This is a genomic window from Pseudoalteromonas sp. NSLLW218, from assembly GCF_015864775.1.
Taxonomy (GTDB): Bacteria; Pseudomonadota; Gammaproteobacteria; order Enterobacterales; family Alteromonadaceae; genus Pseudoalteromonas.
Genome location: NZ_JADYWO010000013.1, coordinates 44,299 through 63,376 on the forward strand (window position 1 = coordinate 44,299; position 19,078 = coordinate 63,376).

Genomic DNA, 19,078 nt, shown 5'->3' on the forward strand with positions numbered 1-19,078 from the left:
TTGTTGATTGTTTGTACAAATAAATAACGATCAAATTATCTCAGAGCCTAAAATAGCGAAAAAGTGCATTTGGCTTAGTAAAGTAATGATCCGAAAAGGCTGTGTTAGTAAATGCGTGATCCCAAAGTAAGGTGTTGGTAATACAGTGATCTGATCAACAGAGGCAGTAACCTGTAATATAAAAGTACAGGCATTAAAAAAGCCAGCAACTGGGTTACTGGCTTTTAAACTATTTATTTTAAAATAGACTTATTATCTAATTTTAGGATCAAGTTCGCCGCTTAAGTATTTAAGGTGCATTTCATCAAGTGAAATTGGCTTAATTTTACTAGCCTGACCAGAAGTACCAAACGAGTTATAGCGTGCAACACAAATCTCTGTCATTGCTTTTGTAGCTTCAGCTAGGTATTTACGTGGATCGAAATTAGATGGGTTTAGCGCCATATGACGGCGAATTGCACCGGTAGATGCTAAACGTAAATCGGTATCAATATTTACCTTACGAACACCAAACTTAATGCCTTCAACAATCTGTTCAACCGGCACACCATAAGTTTCTGGAATTTCGCCACCATACTGATTAATAATTTCTAACCATTCTTGTGGAACAGAAGACGAACCATGCATCACTAAATGCGTGTTAGGAATACGCGCATGAATCGCTTTAATACGATCAATCGCTAAAATGTCATCGGTTGGTGGGCGAGTAAATTTATAAGCACCATGCGAAGTACCACAGGCAATTGCAAGTGCATCAACGTGTGTTTTATTTACAAAGTCAGCTGCTTCTTCAGGATCTGTTAGCATTTGCTCAGTGGTTAGTAACCCTTCTGCGCCAACACCATCTTCTTCGCCAGCTTCACCTGTTTCTAGTGAACCAAGCACACCTAGCTCGCCTTCAACCGATACGCCACAGGCATGCGCCATAGCAACAGTTTCGCGCGTTACTTCTATATTGTATTCGTAGCTTGAAGGGGTTTTACCGTCGCTCATTAACGAGCCATCCATCATTACTGATGAAAAACCAAGCTGAATTGAACGCTGACATACACCTGGCGATGTGCCGTGATCTTGGTGCATAACAACGGGGATATGTGGCCATTCTTCAACGGCTGCTAAAATCATATGACGAATAAATGGAGCACCAGCATAAGCACGTGCACCAGCTGATCCCTGAACGATTACTGGGCTGTTTGTTTTGTCAGCCGCTTCCATTATTGCGCGCATTTGCTCTTGATTGTTAACGTTAAAAGCAGGTACGCCGTAACCATGCTCTGCTGCATGATCTAAAAGTTGTCGCATACTGATTAAAGCCATTGGGTATTCTCCAATTTATCGACAGTAGTTCCCTACCATCTAGTTTGAACGGATGTGTTAGTTTGGCGTTATAACAACGCCACGAAAAACCACTGCTTTGCAGTAATATTCCGTCTAAATTAACTATTAAATTAGGGTGAGAGGTATTTAATAATTAATTGTCGGTGAGGGCTATTAACCCTCACCTTACGCTACTAAAATTACTTAGCGCGCGACTCTAGCATTTCAACTGCTGGAAGTTTTTTGCCTTCTAAAAACTCTAAGAACGCACCACCACCAGTAGAAATATAAGAAACTTTATCGGCAATGCCGTATTTATCAATTGCGGCTAAGGTATCACCACCACCCGCAATCGAAAATGCATTTGAGTTAGCAATTGCTTGAGCAATAGCACGAGTACCATTACCAAACTGGTCAAACTCAAACACGCCAACAGGACCATTCCATACAACAGTGCCCGCATTTGCAATAATTTTTGCAAGCTTGCTCGCTGTATCAGGACCAATATCAAAAATCATATCATCGCTTGTCACTTCGCTTACATCTTTAAGCGTAGCTACAGCAGACTCAGAAAACTCATTACCAACAACTACGTCAGTCGGTACCGGAATTTCACCATTATTAGCAATCGCTGCTGCACATAAACGGTTAGCTTCATCCATTAAATCAGGTTCGTAAAGCGATTTACCAACTGGGCTACCTGATGCAGCAATAAAGGTATTTGCAATACCGCCGCCAGTAACTAATTGGTCAACAATTTTAGAAAGTGAATCTAAAACGGTTAGCTTAGTAGATACTTTAGAACCACCAACAATCGCTACTAATGGACGCGCTGGGTTATCAAGTGCTTTGCCTAACGCTTCTAGCTCAGCTGATAACAATGGACCTGCACATGCCACATCAGCAAATAAGCCAACGCCATGGGTAGATGCTTGTGCACGATGAGCCGTACCAAATGCATCCATTACATATACATCACACAGTGCTGCAAGTTGCTTAGATAAGGCTTCGTCGTTTTTCTTCTCGCCTTTGTTAAAGCGCACATTTTCAAAAACAACAACTTCGTTATCAGCAATATCAACACCGTTTAGGTAATCTTTTTCTAAACGTACAGTTTGCTCAAGGGCATCGTTTAAGTAATCAGCGACAGGTGCTAGCGAAAACTCTTCATCATATTCCCCTTCCGTAGGACGGCCAAGGTGTGACATAACCATTACTTTAGCACCCATCTCAAGCGCTAATTTAATAGTAGGTAGTGCTGCACGAATACGCGCATCTGACGTCACTTTACCTGCTTTAACTGGTACATTTAAATCTTCACGAATTAATACGCGTTTGCCGTTTAAATCTAAATCTGCCATTTTTATGACCGACATGAACATCTCCTTAGTTAACGATACTGAACCTGAAAAATACGTTTAAAATTATTATATTAATAAATTACTTATTCACTGCCATCATAGCACGCGCTGTGTCGAGCATGCGATTAGCAAAACCCCATTCGTTATCACACCATACTAATAACTTTATCAGTCGTTTGTGACTAACACGTGTTTGTGTGCCATCAATAATACAAGAATGTGGGTCGTGATTAAAATCAACCGATACAAGCGGCTCTTCGGTATAACTTAAAATACCTTCTAAGCGGTCTTTTGCTTGTGCTTTAAGTGCGTTATTTACTGCGTTTAAATCTACATCGGTATTAACCGTTACACTTAAATCCATTGCCGTTACATTTATAGTAGGAACACGTACGGCGATGGCTTCAAAACGGCCTTTAAATTTAGGTAAAATACGGTCTATACCACGGGCGAGCTTTGTATCAACTGGAATAATTGATTGGCTTGCAGCGCGTGTACGGCGTAAATCATGATGATAACCATCAATCACTTGTTGATCGTTCATCGACGCATGAATCGTTGTAATAGCGCCCGACTCAATACCAAATGCATCATCTAATACTTTAATAACCGGCACAACACAGTTAGTTGTACACGAGCCGTTAGACACAATTGTGTGCTCGCGTTTAAGCTCATCGTCGTTAATGCCATACACAATCGTAGCATCAACATCGTTATCAGCCGGGTGTGAAAACAACACCTTTTTAGCGCCTGCAGTAATATGTAGCTGCGCATGTTCACGCGAGTGATAAACACCCGTACATTCAAGTACAACGTCTACATCGAGCGTTTGCCAAGGTAATTCAATTGGGTTTTCTTCACAAAAAAGTGCAATGGTATCGCCTGCAACACTAATGGTGTCTTCACCAAGTTTTACAGGAAAAGAAAAACGACCGTGGGATGTGTCGTATTTTAATAAATGAGCAATAGCTTCAGGATCAGCAAGTTCGTTAATCGCAACAATTTTTATATCGTCGCTCAAACCAGACTCGTATAACGCGCGGACAATATTTCGACCAATACGACCAAAACCATTAATTGCAAGTTTGATTGCCATGAAATATAAAATCCACTCTTTTAGCGTGCAGATAAAGGCAATACGCCTTTTAGATGGCTGTATTGTAATCGACCTTGAGCATTATTATAAGAGGGTAGCATTAGAAACTTTAAATTAAGGTTAAAGAGCTTACGCATTGCAAGCTCTTTGATGGTTCTGACTTTTTAAATTAAGTTTTTATACTAAATTTTTTAATGCGTTAATTATATCTTCTGGCTCAGAACGAGTACGGTAATCAACATCAACATAACGCCAAGTCACTTTACCTTGTTTATCTAAAACAAAGGTGGCAGGGATCGGTAAAACACGACTATTGCCATTATTAACCGACTCTAAATCTAGGCCTCGGTCTACTCGCATATGCTCTAGTAAAAATGTAGGTACTTGCCATGCTACGCCGTAGCTTGCTGCTACATCGGCATTTTGATCACTCAGTACTAAAAAATCCATGTTACTTATTTCATCATCACTAAGTGAGCCATCGGGTACTTGCGGGCTAATAGCCACCAATTGTGCGCCTAACGCATGAATTTCAGGCAAGCGTGCTTGAAGCGCTTTGAGCTGTAAATTGCAGTACGGACACCAACTACCACGATAAAAAGTAACAACTACAGGCCCTTTAGCAAGTAACTCGGTTAACTGCACCGATTGACCATGTTGATTTGGTAACTCAAAACTTGGTGCGCTTTGGTTTAAATCAAGTGCATTAGCACCTTGTTGAAACGCTTTTGCCTGTGCAATCGTTTCATCAACACCTTTCATAAAATCAGGATTACCTTTACGCCCTGCTGCTATTTTTGCCTCAGTTTGGGCTTTTAACGTGTTATTTTCATCGCTCATAATATGGCTACCTTCAAATTAATCAAAAACTTAAAGCCAGCTTACATTATGTAAATGTATTTGAAATGAAAATTTTAACTTATTCATCTACCTCTAAATCAAATACCACGTTTATTGATGATTTAAAGCTTATCGTTTGTTGTAAATAATTTTTGCGAGCTTTAGGAAATGAATCGCTCATTGGATTTACTCTATCTATTTTTTTAACCGCTGCACCAAAGCCACTGTAAACGCTTTTTTGAGTTGAGCTAATAGTGCGTACTTCACCCACTTTTGTACCAAAGGACTTAGCAAGTACGTTTGCTTTTTCTTTTGCGTTATTAAGTGCTTGTTGTGTGGCTTGTGCTTGTAACAGCTCAGCTTTTGAAGATAAAAACTCAGTATTTTGAATCGCATTTACTTTTAAATTCAATAAAAAATCACTTAAATCATTCACTCTTTCAATGTTTTTTAGTGTTACTTCAAAGGTCCTTATAGCTGCGTATTCAGCAGGAGCTTGATGCCCTGTTTCAATGTAATCCATACCCGTTTTTTCAACTTTAACACTTGAGGCAACTACATCATCGGCAGTTATTTCAAATTGATTTAGTCCGTCAATTAGTAAATTAACTTTATTATCAAGATCGTTCTTAGCTGCTAAAGGTTCGTTTTTAATACTTATAATTTGAAATAGTATTTTAGCGATATCAGGATTGGCAATCACCTCTGCAGTCCCTTGAACCGAAATTTGACGGCTTGTAGGTAAGCTTGAATTGGCAAAAGTGATAAGAGGAAATAAGGTTAGAAAAATAGTGGTAATGAGTTTCATAATTTGCCCTGAATAAAGTGCCATGCTGAGTTATGCGTTAATAAATAACAGTCAATAGTATTTCTGCGAATGTTTAATTACTGTGTGCTTGATGCAGCTTTTGACTTTGGCTTAATCGTTTTTTCTTGGTGTAGGTTAGGTATTAATGCTGAAATATTTTCTTGTGAAATAATAAGTAACTTATCTTGTTTATTATCATAAACAAATAAATTCCCAATTGTTGAGGCTACTATTTGAACATTTTGAAGTTGAGTTACTTTACTCTGAGCAATTGGATAATTTAATGATAAGTGATAACTCATTGTTTTTTCGTTTACTATATCTTTACTATGAAAATGCGCCAATATAGTAGGGTATGTAGGTATTATAAGTGCTAAAAATAATACCGCTGTATAACTAGGTTTTAATAAATAGTACGGGTAACAAAAGCCATAATAAAGTCTTTTTAAAATGTTTGTTTTACTAGGGTCTGGTGTGTGTCCTGAGCGCCAATTGAAATAAATAGCAGTTATAACGATGAGCGTAGTATAAAGAGTAATAAGTAAAGGATTTGAAATCAGTGCCAGTAAAAAGTCACTTATTTCAATAAAGTTGAATACATCAATCGAGAAGTTATTAAGTAAAACGTAAAGATACACGACACCTGACAAACTACCCAGTAAGTAAAGAATAGTAAGAAACACACCAAAATTATTATGAATGTATTTTTTAACTGCTTTAAGGTCATTGTTTAACTGGTTGTAATACTTACTGGCGGCTTCAATTACCATAATAAATCCTTTTAAAATTCTTATCTTAACAAAGTAATTAGTAAATGCTGTAGTTTTGTTAAATTATTGACCTCAACTGCAACTCTTTGCCACGGCTTATTTGATGGCACTGGGCTAGCAGTAACTCGGCGGTCGCTTGTGCGTCAGTAAGGGCATGATGGCAATGATAGCTCGGTAACTCATAACGTGTGCGACAGGCATTTAGGGTTAAATCATCTTGTTTTATTTCAGTTGAATGATGAAGTAAGCGCTTTTGTTCAATATGGAGTGTGTCGATTATGAGTTTGGGACGTATCGTTATATTGGCATTTTTAAGCGCTATTTTTAAAAATCCCCAGTCGAGCATGGCATTATGAAACACTAAAATACAGTCGCTAAAATGTCTGCTTAACTGCGTTAATATACTATTTAGGCTTTGCCCTTTTGCTATAGCATCATCACTAATCCCATGAAAAACAGGACTTTGCTCAAGGCTTTTTACGTCTTTATTTATAAGGTGCTGCGACTCGCTCATTTTTATACATTGGTTATCTATTATCACCCACGCTAGTGATACAATTTCGTGCTGTTTTGCATCAAGGCCAGTGAGCTCTAAATCAATCACCAAATAACGTTGTTGTAAGGCATTTTTGCCTAGTAATTTACGGCGCTTTAAATACCGAGTGAGCAGCTTTTTTACCATGTTAGTAATCCATCATTATAAGCTGCCGCGAGCAAACTTAAACGCGGCGGCTTGCTGCGCTTGTTTAACAAGGTAAAACGCTTCTTTTAGTTGATGGCGCTCTAGTGAGTTTAATTTATTAGGGTTAATGCAGTTACTCGGTAAGCCCTCTTCGTTTATTTGTGTACTCAAGCGAAGCTGCGTTAAGAACCGCCAGCAGTCTTTTAGGTTGTATATATCTTCTTTGCTGATCAGTTTATGTTTTAGTAGTGCGTCTAATCGCTCTTGTGTGTTGGCGCGCCTAATACCCGCTTTTAAGGCGTATAACCGCACTATGTCATTTATAATTACGACACCGCGTTTTTTTAAATCTATGTATTTGTCGTTTTTTTCTGTTTTTTCGGTTTTAAATTTATTAAATAAACCAATTGGCACGCTGTTGCTACTTATGTCGGTTGCCATTGCGGCATAGAATAAGTCGTTACGCGATATACGAATTAATTGCTCGCAAAAAGCGGTGTATAAAGTATTTGAGCCTTCAATAAATCGCAGGTCAAAAAATATTTTACAGTTAAGCATTGCATCAGGTGTGGGGCTTTTTATCCATTTAAAAAATCGCTCACTCCAGTCGTTTACGCTCATTCGGCACTCATCGCTGCTTGCCATAATATTACCTGGGCAACGCCTAATACCGCATTCAACTAAGTTTTCACATACAAACTCTCCCATACTTTTAAAGTAAGCGTGTTGCTCGGGAGTTAAGTCGTTTGGAAGTAATAAGCCGTTATCTTGATCTGAATGCAGGGTTTGTTCTTCTCGTGCTTGTGAGCCAAAGCAAATAAAACTAAAGCTGGTCGGTGCTGCGCCATGATCTTCTTGAAATAAATGAATAAGGCGCGATGTAAGCGCATCAGTTAAACCACTGAGTAATTTACCAATTAGCGATATGTCGTCAATATTGTACGAAAAGCCACGCAAAAGTTCGGGGATTTCTTTTGCGTAGCGTTTTAAATCAGTAACAGTATGCGCTTTGTATATGCGCCCAATAAGCTGTACGGGGTCACTTTTTTGTTGGCGCAGTAAATCGGTGCTGGTTATCATTCCTATCGGGTTATGGTTTTCGTCGAGCACGGGCAAATGATGAATATTGTATTTAAGCATTAAGTGCAGCGCCGAAAACACCCGGTTATTTTCAAATATAAACTTGGGCTTGGCGGTCATAATACTGCTGACTGCATCTTGTGGGTCTACCTCGTCAGCAAGTACTCGATTACGTAAATCGCGGTCAGTCACAACTCCCACTAAGTGTGCGTGCTGCGTTATCATTATTGACGAGACACCATGCTCTTTCATTTTTTTAGCGCTTTGCCTAATACTTGCATCGGGCGAAAGTGTAATTGCTGTGCGGGTCATCAGCTCTGATATTTTACGTTCAGACCAACTATCGTTTTTACTTTTATAATGCGATGACAACAACCGGTTAGCATGAGCGCGTACAAAATATTGCTCAAACGATTTGTATTCTCGGCGTAAATAATCAAAATGCGTTTGAGAGAGCATATACACTATGCCTTCTTTTTGTACCTCTAACCTATTTTGAATTGCTTCGCCGGTTAACAGCGACGGAAAACCAAAATAATCACCTTGCGCTAAGCGTGTAACAACATCCCCCTTGCCATCAACTAGGTCGTACAAACCAGAGCGAATTAAAAATAGTTTAGGGTTTTCACTTTGTAACCACTGCGTTTGGTTTTCGCGGGTGAGGTAAATAATATCAAGATGATTTACAAAATATTCGTATGCGCTGCTATCAAGCAGTGTAAAAGGCGCTTGCAAACAAACGTATTGGGCTATTTCTTGTTGCTCTACACTCATTGTTGTACTCATTAAAAAGTATACACAACACCAATGTACTTATTTATTAAACAAATAAAAAGCCCGACTAAAGTCGGGCTTTTGGTGCTTTATGTTTTCTAAACTGTAACTTATAAATTGTGGCTAATGGTCATGCGCTTCAGCCGATCCTTTAGGGTTACGAATACCTTCAACCATTAGTTGAATTTCAACTGGTGTAGGTTTAGTAAACTTAAGAACAATTGCAGCTACTGCAAAGTTAATAATCATACCAATTAAGCCAATACCTTCAGGTGAAATACCTAAGAACCAGTTTTCAGGGCTGTTTAGCTCTGGGCTAACAAACTTGAAGAAAATGATATACGCAGCGGTAAAGCCAATACCCGTTACCATGCCTGCAATTGCGCCTTCGCGGTTCATTGTTTTAGAGAATATACCCATAATAATTGCTGGGAAGAAACTCGCTGCCGCCAAGCCGAATGCAAATGCCACTACCGATGCCACAAATCCAGGCGGGTTAATACCAAAGTACGCGGAGATAACAATAGCGACCATGGCTGCCAACCTCGCTGCAAGTAACTCTTGCTTGTCGGTAATATCGGGCTTGAGAGTTCGCTTGAGTAAATCGTGCGAAACGGAGGTCGAAATAACCAGTAGTAAACCTGCTGTTGTAGACAGTGCAGCGGCAATACCACCCGCAGCTACAAGTGCGATTACCCATGCTGGTAAGTTAGCAATTTCTGGATTAGCTAATACCATAATGTCGCGGTCTACGTTTACTTCGTTAGCACTGTTCGGATCGGTGATTTTACCCGCCGTGTAGAACATTTTTCCATCGCCGTTTTTGTCATCAAATGTAATTAAACCTGTGCGTTCCCAGTTTTTAATCCACCCTGGTGCTTCTGCGTAAGCTGTACCACTACCATCTTTACCGTTTATGGTATCAATCATGTTTACACGAGCAAACGAGGCAACCGCTGGTGCTGTGGTATAAACAATCGCGATGAACACAAGTGTCCATGCTGCAGAAATACGCGTGTCTTTTACGCGAGGTACAGTGAAAAAGCGAACAATTACATGTGGTAAACCAGCAGTACCTACCATTAACGCGCCAGTAATAGCGAACACGTCAATCATGCTCTTAGAGCCTTCGGTATATTGTGCAAAACCAAGTTCAGCGCTTAAGCCGTCTAGTTTATCAAGTACGTACACACCATCACTGCCAATTAATGTGGCACCAAAACCGGTTTGTGGGAAGAAGTGACCCGTCATCATCATCGAGATAAAAATGGCTGGTACAAGGTATGCAAATACAAGTACACAGTACTGCGCTACTTGCGTGTAGGTAATGCCTTTCATACCGCCAAGAACGGCGTAGAAAAATACAATCACCATACCAATGTAAACACCGGTTTCAATTTCTACTTCTAAAAAGCGTGAAAATACCACGCCTACGCCACGCATTTGCCCTGCAATGTAAGTAAAGCAAATGAATATGGCACATACAATTGCCACTAAACGTGCGGTGCGTGAATAGTAACGGTCGCCAATAAAGTCAGGCACGGTAAACTTGCCGAATTTACGTAAGTAAGGCGCTAAACACATAGCTAATAGTACATAACCACCAGTCCACCCCATTAAGTAAACGCTGCCATCGTAACCTGCAAACGAAATAATACCCGCCATTGAAATAAACGACGCGGCGCTCATCCAATCCGCGGCTGTTGCCATACCATTAGCAAGAGGAGGTACGCCGCCGCCTGCTACATAAAACTCTTTAGTTGAACCCGCTCGGGCCCAAATTGCTATGCCGATATAAAGCGCAAAGCTTAAACCAACAATTATAAACGTGAGTGTTTGAACATCCATTGCTTAGCTCCTATTCGTCTACGCCGTATTTTTTATCTAACGTATTCATTTTGAAAACGTACACAAAAATCAAAGCAACAAAGGTATAAATCGCGCCTTGCTGGGCGAACCAGAAGCCAAGTTTAAACCCAAAAAAACGCACTTCATTAAGTACATCAACCAGTAATATGCCAAAGCCGAAAGACACGATAAACCACACTGCTAATAGTTTAAATAACAGTGAAATGTTTTCTGCCCAATAAGCTTTTGCTTGTTCTTCATCTTTAAAAGCCATTTTTGTTTTCCCCTTTAAGCACCGCAATATCGCGATGAGTGGTTTTTTATCTTCGCTTACCAATTTAGCAACGCTGGTTAAATATTGAATTGAGACCATAGTCGTAACAGCTTGTTAACGTTTACGTAAACTGCAGATTGAATTTTATTTAAAAAACCAAAAACCTTTTAATTACATAAAGTTAATCATTTATGGATATTTAAAATACAGGAAATGTTACAAATTAGTTAATACTGCGACATTAGTCTAATATAATTACAAATTTAAATTTAACCACTTAAATTCAACAACTTAAAATATAAATACCATTTAGAAATAAAAATCTGCACGCACACTCGCTAGGAGTTCTGGTATTGTGTTAATTCCTCATAGGGTTGAGGAACTATTTAAAATAATAAGGTTTAATAACAACATGACTGCCGTACTCATTATTGTTGCTTTAAGTTATATAGGTGTGCTGTTTTGGCTTGCCAACTGGGGCGATAAAACAACACCTTTGGCAAAGCGTATTAGCCACCATCCTTTTGTATATTCACTGTCATTAGGCATTTATTGTACGTCGTGGACTTATTACGGCTCGGTAGGTACAGCGGCCACCAGCAGTTGGAGTTATTTACCCATTTTACTTGGCCCTGCTTTGTTGTTTTTTTTCGGCCAAGGGTTTTTACGTAAATTGGTACTTGTGAGTAAAAAGCAAAACATAACCACTATTGCCGATTTTATTTCAGCTCGTTACGGCAAACGCCAAACTACGGCGATTATGGTTACTGTAATCGCGTTACTAGCGACTATTCCCTACATTGCACTGCAATTAAAAGCGCTCAGTACCAGCTTTTTACTGCTGCAAAGTAGCACTAAAATATCCGGTGATATGCTCGCGCTTTCGGCTACATTAATTATGGCTTTGTTTGCCATATTTTTTGGTACACGCAAGGTTGATGTAACTGAATATCGTTCTGGGTTAATGCTTGCTGTTGCATTTGAATCAATGATTAAACTGATTGCCCTTATTGCTGTTGCTGGACTTGCAGTATTTACACTATTTAACTTGCCCGAAACCGCTGCAAATAAAGTAACCGAATCGATTTGGGATCACTGGACTAACTTTAACTTTTTTAGTTTTAACTTTATTGGTCAGTCTTTAATGGCTGCGGCGGCTATTATATGTTTACCACGTCAGTTTCATGTAACCGTGGTCGACAATCAAAATAAACGTCACTTACTTACCGCTCGCTGGGCTTTTCCGCTGTATTTACTATTAACCGCCGCAATGATTTTACCTATTGCCACAGCGGCTATTCATCCTGAAATTGGCAGTGGCTATTCACCCGACAGCTTTGTACTTGCCCTACCTTTAATTAACGACAATGCCTTTTTAACCACCTTTGTATTTATAGGCGGTTTATCTGCCGCTACTGCAATGATAGTGGTAGCCACGCTAACGTTGAGCACGATGATTTCAAACGATGTGGTATTACCGTTAATGCTACGTCGTAAATTTAAACGCAACTTAATTACCACCAGTTATAAGTCTCGTATTTTACTAGTAAGGCGCTTTGCTATTGCAGGCATATTAATTTTGGCTTATTTCTATCAACAATGGTTTGGCCACAGCAGTGCACTGGCAAGTATGGGCTTGGTGGCTTTTTCACTTGTTACACAATTACTGCCCTCTATTGTGGGTGGTTTATATTGGCGAAAAGGTCATGCTTATGGGGTTTATGCAGGTTTAGTGGCTGGCTTTATTTGCTGGATACTATTTCTAATGCTGCCAATACTCGATGCCAGCACAACCCTTGATAGCGAGCTACAACAAACACTTATCACGCGTGGAACCTTAATAGCTTTGTTTGCCAATATTGGTTGTTATATTAGTTTTTCACTAGGGGCTGAGGAGCGCTTAATTGATAAAATTCAGGCAGCTGCTTTTGTTAATCCTAAAGATCAGGCTATTTTATCAAGGCGCTTAAATAAAGACGTAAAAGCCACTGTTTACGACTTTAAAATACTCCTACAAACCTTTTTAGGTATTCAGCGCAGCCAACAAGTATTGGCCCATTACGCACTCGCCCATCACTTAAGCGATAATAACGCACACCCAGAACCTGAATTTATAGCCTACTGCGAACGCGCTTTAACAGGCGTGCTGGGCGCATCGTCGGCTCAAGCATTAATACACACGGTATCGTCAGGTAAGCGCATGGCGTTTGAAGAAGTTGTAAACTTTTTTGACGAGACCACACAAGCGCTGCAGTTTAATCAAAACCTGTTATTTACCTCACTCGAAAATTTAAGTCATGGTATTTCGGTTGTCGATAAAGATTTAAAGCTAGTGGCTTGGAATAAGCGCTACAGCGAAATGTTCGGCTACCCTGAAGGGTTTTTAGAAGTAGGCCAACCCATAGAAGATATTATTAGATACAACGCTAACCGGGGTGAATGTGGCCCTGGCGAAATAGAGCGCCAAGTAGAAAAACGTGTGCAGCATTTAAAATACGGCAGCTCGCATCACTTTATTCGCCACCGTCGTAATGGCCAAGTATACGAAATGATTGGTAATCCGCTGCCCGATGGCGGATTTGTTACCAGCTTTTCGGATATTACAAACCACATAAGTACGCAAAATGCGCTTGAAGAAGTAAACATGGATCTTGAAAACCGCATAGAAGCGCGAACTCAAGAAGTGCAAACCATTAATAGAGACTTACAAGCTCAAATAGATAGCCGTGTACAAACCGAGCAAGCACTTACTTTAGCCAAACGAGAAGCAGAGCAAGCCAACGACAGTAAAACGCGCTTTTTAGCACTGGCGAGCCACGATATTTTACAGCCGTTAAACGCAGCACGTTTATACCTTGCTGCCATTGACGAAAAGCAACTCGACAGCACTAACCAAAACAGCTTTGAAAAACTAGGCGACAGTCTCGATTCAACCGTGCATTTAATGTCTGCATTACTTGAAATAGCCAAGCTAGAACAAGGCGCTATGACCCCAACCCCTCGCCACTTTTATATCGAAGATATTTTAGCGCCACTGCAAAGTGAATACGCTATTTTATCAAGTGATAAAGGGCTTAAACTTAGTGTGCGTTCACACCAGCAAATTGTGCACAGCGATATAACCTATTTGCGCCGAATTATTCAAAACTTGGTCTCTAATGCAGTAAAATACACCGATAACGGCCGTGTATTAATTGCCTGTAGAAACCGTAAACACAATTTACGAATAGAAGTATGGGATACAGGCCCAGGTATTAGCGAAGTTGAGCAAGCTAAAATATTTAACGACTTTTACCGTGTTGAGTCGGGCGATAACAAAGGCGTAGGCTTAGGCTTGGGTGTTGTAAAACGTATGGCTGACTTATTAAGTTTGCCGCTTGATGTTCATTCTGAGCCTAATAAAGGTAGCCGTTTTAGCATTGAAGTACCTTATGGCGATGAGCAGTTTGTGCAACAAAAAAGTACGACAAACAGCCTAATAGAAAACCGTGCAGCAATTAATATTGTTGCCGTGGATGACGACCCTGAAAACCTAGCAGCAATGGCAAGCTTACTTAAAAAGTGGCAAGCTAATTACACCTTGTTTGATAACGTAGATAATGTACTGGCGCATGCTAAACAAAACCGTGCACCCGATGTTATTTTAATGGACTATCAATTAGGTAGTGATTGCGATGGCATAACGCTAATTAAAACCCTGCGCGAAATTTGGCAAAGCCAAGTACCCGCTATTTTAATTACCGCAGTGCGCGACACCGAGCTTAAGCAAGAAACTAAAGCTGCTAATATTCATTATTTAAGTAAGCCAATTAAACCGGGCAAACTAAAAGCATTGCTTAATCACAGTACATAATAAGCTAGTAAAAAGTGATCTAGTTAAAAGTATTCTAGTTAAAAGCTATCAAGTAATAGCGTAAAACAAAAAGCCCAGTATCTTCACTGGGCTTTGCTTTATAAAGTGCTCATAAAGTTAAACTGGATTTACTCGGCTTCTAAGCTTTTGGAACAACCAACTTAGCCCCACCAACGAAAGCCCTAAACCAATAAACGAAAGCGCTTTAAGCAACCCCTCCAAATTAGCCATATCAATTAAGAACACTTTAACAATAACTGCAGCTAGTAAGCCTAAGCCTACTTTTTGTATTAATAACTGGTTTTTTAAATGACCAAAAATAACAGTACTCGCACCCATTACTAACCAAATGACAGAGTAGCTATAAAGTTCGGCGTTACTTGCGCCTTTTGATAAGTAAATGTAAGGACCTTGCCAGTATTGGCGAATAAAGCTGTTTATTGCCAATAATATAAAGCCACCCGCAACGGCCAATATAAATGGCGTAGCTTTAGCATTTATTGGTTTTACAAGCTTGACCAGCCAAAGCGTTAATCCTGCAGGTACTAGCCACAATAGTAATAACCAGTTAAATATTGGCAACTCACCTATGTAAAGTGATTCAAATAATGGGTTGTCGTCAAGCAGTGTTTTAATAGCTAAAAGCCCTGCTAACCCCGCAAGTGCAAAGCCCGCCACTTGGTATAACTTAGCTAAAGTACCGGCAAGTTTTGCTCTGTGTAAGTACACACACCCTAATGCCAGCCAGTTACAGGTAAGGAGTATTTGTTCGTAAAAGTTAAGTGAATCAAATTGCGGATAATGCCCTACTAGCTGATAACTTGTTTCGGTGGTAATAAAAAGCGCTAAACAATGAAGCGCCGCACCTTCGAGCCATATTTTAAGTTTTGATGAGTCAAAGCACTTAGCTGCGGCAAAAAATAACACGATACATAACGGATAAACCACAATACTCCAATGCAAACCAAATACTGTTAGCGCATCGTAGCTTGGCGTCCAAGGTGAAAGCGTAAGGCGCAGTAATAACGCAGCAACCAAGGCTTTTATAGGCCAATGCGGCATAGGCACGCTATAGCGTTTAATAAGTACGCTTATAAGTAATACTTGTACAGCAAGTGCAATAGTTAAACCGCTGTCACTTAGTAGCATGGTAATTGCTAACGTAATATTGGCATTAGCGCCTACCCAATAAGTAAAACGCTGAAATAGCGTTGTATTATGCTGCGCGAGCTTTATTAAAATAGCCGCCACTACAAACAATACAACGGCCCAGAGTGGATATGCAGTACTTAACGCAGAATTAGGAATAAGTGCATATAAGGTCCCTATCATTACAAATACGCTAAATGCTCCCGTAACATGAAATGCTAAACGCTTAATCTGTTGTTTACCGTAATAAAGTCCAAAAGCGGTAAGTAACAATCCGAGTAATAAGCCCAAACCATACTCATTTTTGAATATAAAGAGTGCGTCATCAAATAGGTTTGGCGAAAGATGCGTGCGTTCAGCGCCTATCACTAATAGCGTTGAAATAACTAACGCTACGCCCTGCCAAATATCCCAGCGGCTATTTTTAAGTACTAAAAATAGCATCAGTACAATACATAACACGCCGATTGTTTGCCACTGCATATTGAAGTGACTTATTAGCATGGTAAATATTAAGGGCGCTATAAAGGAGAGTAATAATGCATGATCAGGAAGCACTTTAATTAAGCGTTTTAAACTGTGCGGACGGTGCTCAATAACACTCAATTTTAAGCCCAATCGCGGTATAGCAATTAACCCTACAATGCTAAGTAAAGCAAACGTCCCCATCAACCAAACGGTATTAATTTTAAGTAGCGTAAAACCAACTAAATACCAGCCAATGTGCCCTGCCCATAATAAATACCACAACCAAGCTCGCTGTACTTTATGTGCAACTAACGCAGCCGACAAACTTACAAAGCCAACATACATAAATAATGTAAACAAGTTACCACTGCCAGTGCTAACCCATATTGGTACACTATAAGCACCAATAATACCTAATACAGCCAATAATGGGCCTAACCTAAGCGCCATTGCACTTGCACTAATCGCAATAACTGCCAGTGCAAAAAATGCCACGGTAGGGCTAAGCATATAGTAGCTACTGTAAGCTAAAAGCGTTAAAGCAAAACAGGTAATAAACCCGCCGCTTGCAAGCGCTGCGGGTATGTAGTTATTAAAGCCTTCAAATACAATGCGTTTATGATGTAAATAAGCCGCGGCTGCAATTAAGCTAAGCCCAAATAAACCGCCTAAACTCAACCTCATTACTGGCGAGAGTAATCCCGCTTCTAGGCTGTATTTAGCTAAAAATATGCCCCCAAACGCAAGCGCTATTGCGCCTATCCAGGTCATCCAGTTCTCTTCAAACCCTGCGCGTAGTTTATTAAAGAGTAACTCTATGGCTGATGCTTTAGCTGGTTTGGCTTTTTTAGGAGGTGCTGATGGCTGATTTATTACAGGTGGTGACACGCTTTGGGGCGTTAAGTTTGACCGTGCTTTATAAGCGATTGGCTCAGACCTTGAAAGCGCTACCTGAGCAGTAGATGCTTCGCTTTGAGGTTCACTTTGCGATATCGGTTTATGTGTTTGTAAGTGTGTGACTTTGGCCCTTAAAACAGCAACTTCTTGTTTTAATCCATTTAACTGCACTAGCGCTATTAAGCCGCAAATAGCACCGGCAACTACAACCAGTATTGCTATAACGGCTAACCCAACTAAATCATCCATGGCACACTCTTATTAATAATTATGCCCTGAGTGTACCTAATTATTAATAAGTAGGTAAATTTTGTTCGATAAAAAAGCCTAAGCACTTAAAGTACTTAGGCTTTACGCTACTTAATATATTTAGGGTTATTCAACACTATCGGTGATAGTGCGCTCTAGGGTCATTTTATAACCTGAGCTTGTTGTTTCATCATGCTCTAAAATCAATATGTAATTACCCTCTTGTGTAAAGTCCATATCGCTTTGTTGAATAAGCACAATTTGCTGACCGTTGTCTTCATATACAGCATAAACAGTGTAAACTTCGTTATCTACAACCTGCTCTTCTTGATCGTATCTATCTAAACCATCAACTACGTTACTGGTGTCATCTACCGTTTCGCCGTTAAGTGTAAAGTATACATCAACATCTGAAACCGATTGTCCTGCATAGCTTTCAATTAGGTTTACAACCGATACTGTATGGCTGTAACTACTTGGCGTTAGGTTTTCTTCAACGCTCATCATACGTAGACCGTTATCAACGTCGTTATAAAAAATACCCACCGCACTTTGCTCACGCTCTAGCGTCATTAAAAAGTTATCGGCAAGCTTTGTGCCTTCTTCGTCGTACATCGCTACGCTGTAACTATTAGGCGAAAGTTCAACATAGTCTGTATACGAATCACTAGCGACTGTATTTGTTGTATTTACAGTTGTGCCACGTGTAGCCGAAAAGCTAACTGGCGAGTAGTCATCAATCGTATTTATAAAACGTAATTGCCCCAACGCAGATTGGTGCTTAAGCTCAGTAACGTAATTATTATCGGTTACTACATCAAGCGTAATACCGCCTTCTTCTGTTGCATAACTTGGGCGGATCATTGCTACATAGCTTGCTTCGTCGTATAAATAAACAGATGACGACTCGTACACAACATCACTGCTGCCCGCTTGAGTTATATAAATAGTGTAATAACCTTCATCAATGCTTTGCAGGTCTAACTCACTTAAATATTGAGCCGATGAAAAAAGTGTCGCGCTTTCAAATACGCCATCATCAGTTGCTAAGTAAATATCGTAGTTAGTGTCTTCCCCTGCAATATTATAAAACCCTAAGTTAAACTCACCCGTATCGCTTGTGATAGGTACGCTAAGCTCTGTAAATGTAGGTTCATCGAAGTTGCCGCTCATTACTACTAACTGTGTTTTGTCACCTTTAATAGAAATTTCTTGGTCGCTAATTGTTATATAGCTGTCGTTAGCATCTAGGTATTCAAAACTTACATCATAAGTACCTGTACTGTAGTTATGGCGAGTAGTTACATCGGCAAAATCAGCGCCTGAACGCTCTGTTTCTTCAACAAACAAACGCGTGTATGGGCTATTGTAAGAGCCGTTATACAATTGGATGTAACCTGTAGAGCTTGAGCTATCATCAGAGCCACAGCCCGACAAAATAGTAATTAGACTTAAGGGTAATGCAGCTTTTAAAAGGGAGTTGGTCATTAAGGTTATTCCTTATTATTAATATCTCCATTATGACCCAAACATTCTATTTTAATTTCATGATTTACAAAGCATTACCCTCACTGACATTTCCTTACGAAAACGTTAAAAAGTGTAGTAAATG

13 protein-coding genes are annotated in these 19,078 nt (G+C 39.8%); 1 reads left to right on the plus strand and 12 read right to left on the minus strand.

Features of this window, described 5'->3' with window-relative positions; genetic code table 11:
• Positions 1-252 precede the first annotated feature (252 nt).
• The 10 genes from fba to I6E80_RS17645 all read right to left on the minus strand — a co-directional run bounded on the left by fba (position 253) and on the right by I6E80_RS17645 (position 10,850).
• The gene (gene fba, locus I6E80_RS17600) at positions 253-1,317 is read right to left on the minus strand and encodes a class II fructose-bisphosphate aldolase (protein ID WP_197152563.1); all 1,065 of its coding nucleotides are present in this window, start codon (positions 1,315-1,317) and stop codon (positions 253-255) included.
• Positions 1,318-1,517: 200 nt separating this feature from the next.
• Positions 1,518-2,693, minus strand: a complete 1,176-nt coding sequence (locus tag I6E80_RS17605; protein WP_024598977.1) for a phosphoglycerate kinase — start codon at positions 2,691-2,693, stop codon at positions 1,518-1,520.
• 64 nt (positions 2,694-2,757) lie between these two features.
• Positions 2,758-3,774: an erythrose-4-phosphate dehydrogenase gene (gene epd / locus I6E80_RS17610; RefSeq protein ID WP_024598978.1), complete on the minus strand. Its 1,017-nt coding sequence runs from the start codon at positions 3,772-3,774 to the stop codon at positions 2,758-2,760.
• A gap of 177 nt (positions 3,775-3,951) precedes the next feature.
• Positions 3,952-4,614: a peroxiredoxin-like family protein gene (locus tag I6E80_RS17615; protein ID WP_197186094.1), complete on the minus strand. Its 663-nt coding sequence runs from the start codon at positions 4,612-4,614 to the stop codon at positions 3,952-3,954.
• Positions 4,615-4,693: 79 nt separating this feature from the next.
• Positions 4,694-5,422: an SIMPL domain-containing protein gene (locus I6E80_RS17620; protein ID WP_197186095.1), complete on the minus strand. Its 729-nt coding sequence runs from the start codon at positions 5,420-5,422 to the stop codon at positions 4,694-4,696.
• Between the two features lie 77 nt (positions 5,423-5,499).
• Positions 5,500-6,192, minus strand: coding sequence for a hypothetical protein (locus I6E80_RS17625; RefSeq protein WP_197186096.1), 693 nt, complete (start codon positions 6,190-6,192; stop codon positions 5,500-5,502).
• Positions 6,193-6,250: 58 nt separating this feature from the next.
• Positions 6,251-6,874, minus strand: a complete 624-nt coding sequence (locus tag I6E80_RS17630) for a 3'-5' exonuclease (RefSeq protein WP_024603713.1) — start codon at positions 6,872-6,874, stop codon at positions 6,251-6,253.
• A gap of 15 nt (positions 6,875-6,889) precedes the next feature.
• Complete coding sequence (locus tag I6E80_RS17635; protein WP_197186097.1) at positions 6,890-8,728, minus strand: DUF294 nucleotidyltransferase-like domain-containing protein; 1,839 nt, start codon at positions 8,726-8,728, stop codon at positions 6,890-6,892.
• Between the two features lie 123 nt (positions 8,729-8,851).
• A complete protein-coding gene (locus I6E80_RS17640) occupies positions 8,852-10,576 on the minus strand; it encodes a sodium:solute symporter family protein (protein WP_197186098.1) in 1,725 nt (574 codons plus the stop codon).
• A 10-nt stretch (positions 10,577-10,586) separates the two neighbouring features.
• Positions 10,587-10,850: a DUF4212 domain-containing protein gene (locus I6E80_RS17645; RefSeq protein ID WP_007377498.1), complete on the minus strand. Its 264-nt coding sequence runs from the start codon at positions 10,848-10,850 to the stop codon at positions 10,587-10,589.
• A gap of 412 nt (positions 10,851-11,262) precedes the next feature.
• Between I6E80_RS17645 and I6E80_RS17650 the strand changes: the two genes are divergently transcribed.
• Complete coding sequence (locus tag I6E80_RS17650) at positions 11,263-14,703, plus strand: PAS-domain containing protein (RefSeq protein ID WP_197186099.1); 3,441 nt, start codon at positions 11,263-11,265, stop codon at positions 14,701-14,703.
• A gap of 117 nt (positions 14,704-14,820) precedes the next feature.
• On the opposite strand, the gene I6E80_RS17655 is transcribed toward I6E80_RS17650, so the two are convergent.
• Both I6E80_RS17655 and I6E80_RS17660 read right to left on the minus strand, forming a co-directional pair.
• On the minus strand, positions 14,821-17,466 hold the full coding sequence (locus I6E80_RS17655; RefSeq protein ID WP_197186100.1) for a DUF2339 domain-containing protein: 2,646 nt from the start codon (positions 17,464-17,466) through the stop codon (positions 14,821-14,823).
• Between the two features lie 126 nt (positions 17,467-17,592).
• The gene (locus I6E80_RS17660) at positions 17,593-18,954 is read right to left on the minus strand and encodes a hypothetical protein (protein ID WP_076925304.1); all 1,362 of its coding nucleotides are present in this window, start codon (positions 18,952-18,954) and stop codon (positions 17,593-17,595) included.
• Positions 18,955-19,078 lie beyond the last annotated feature (124 nt).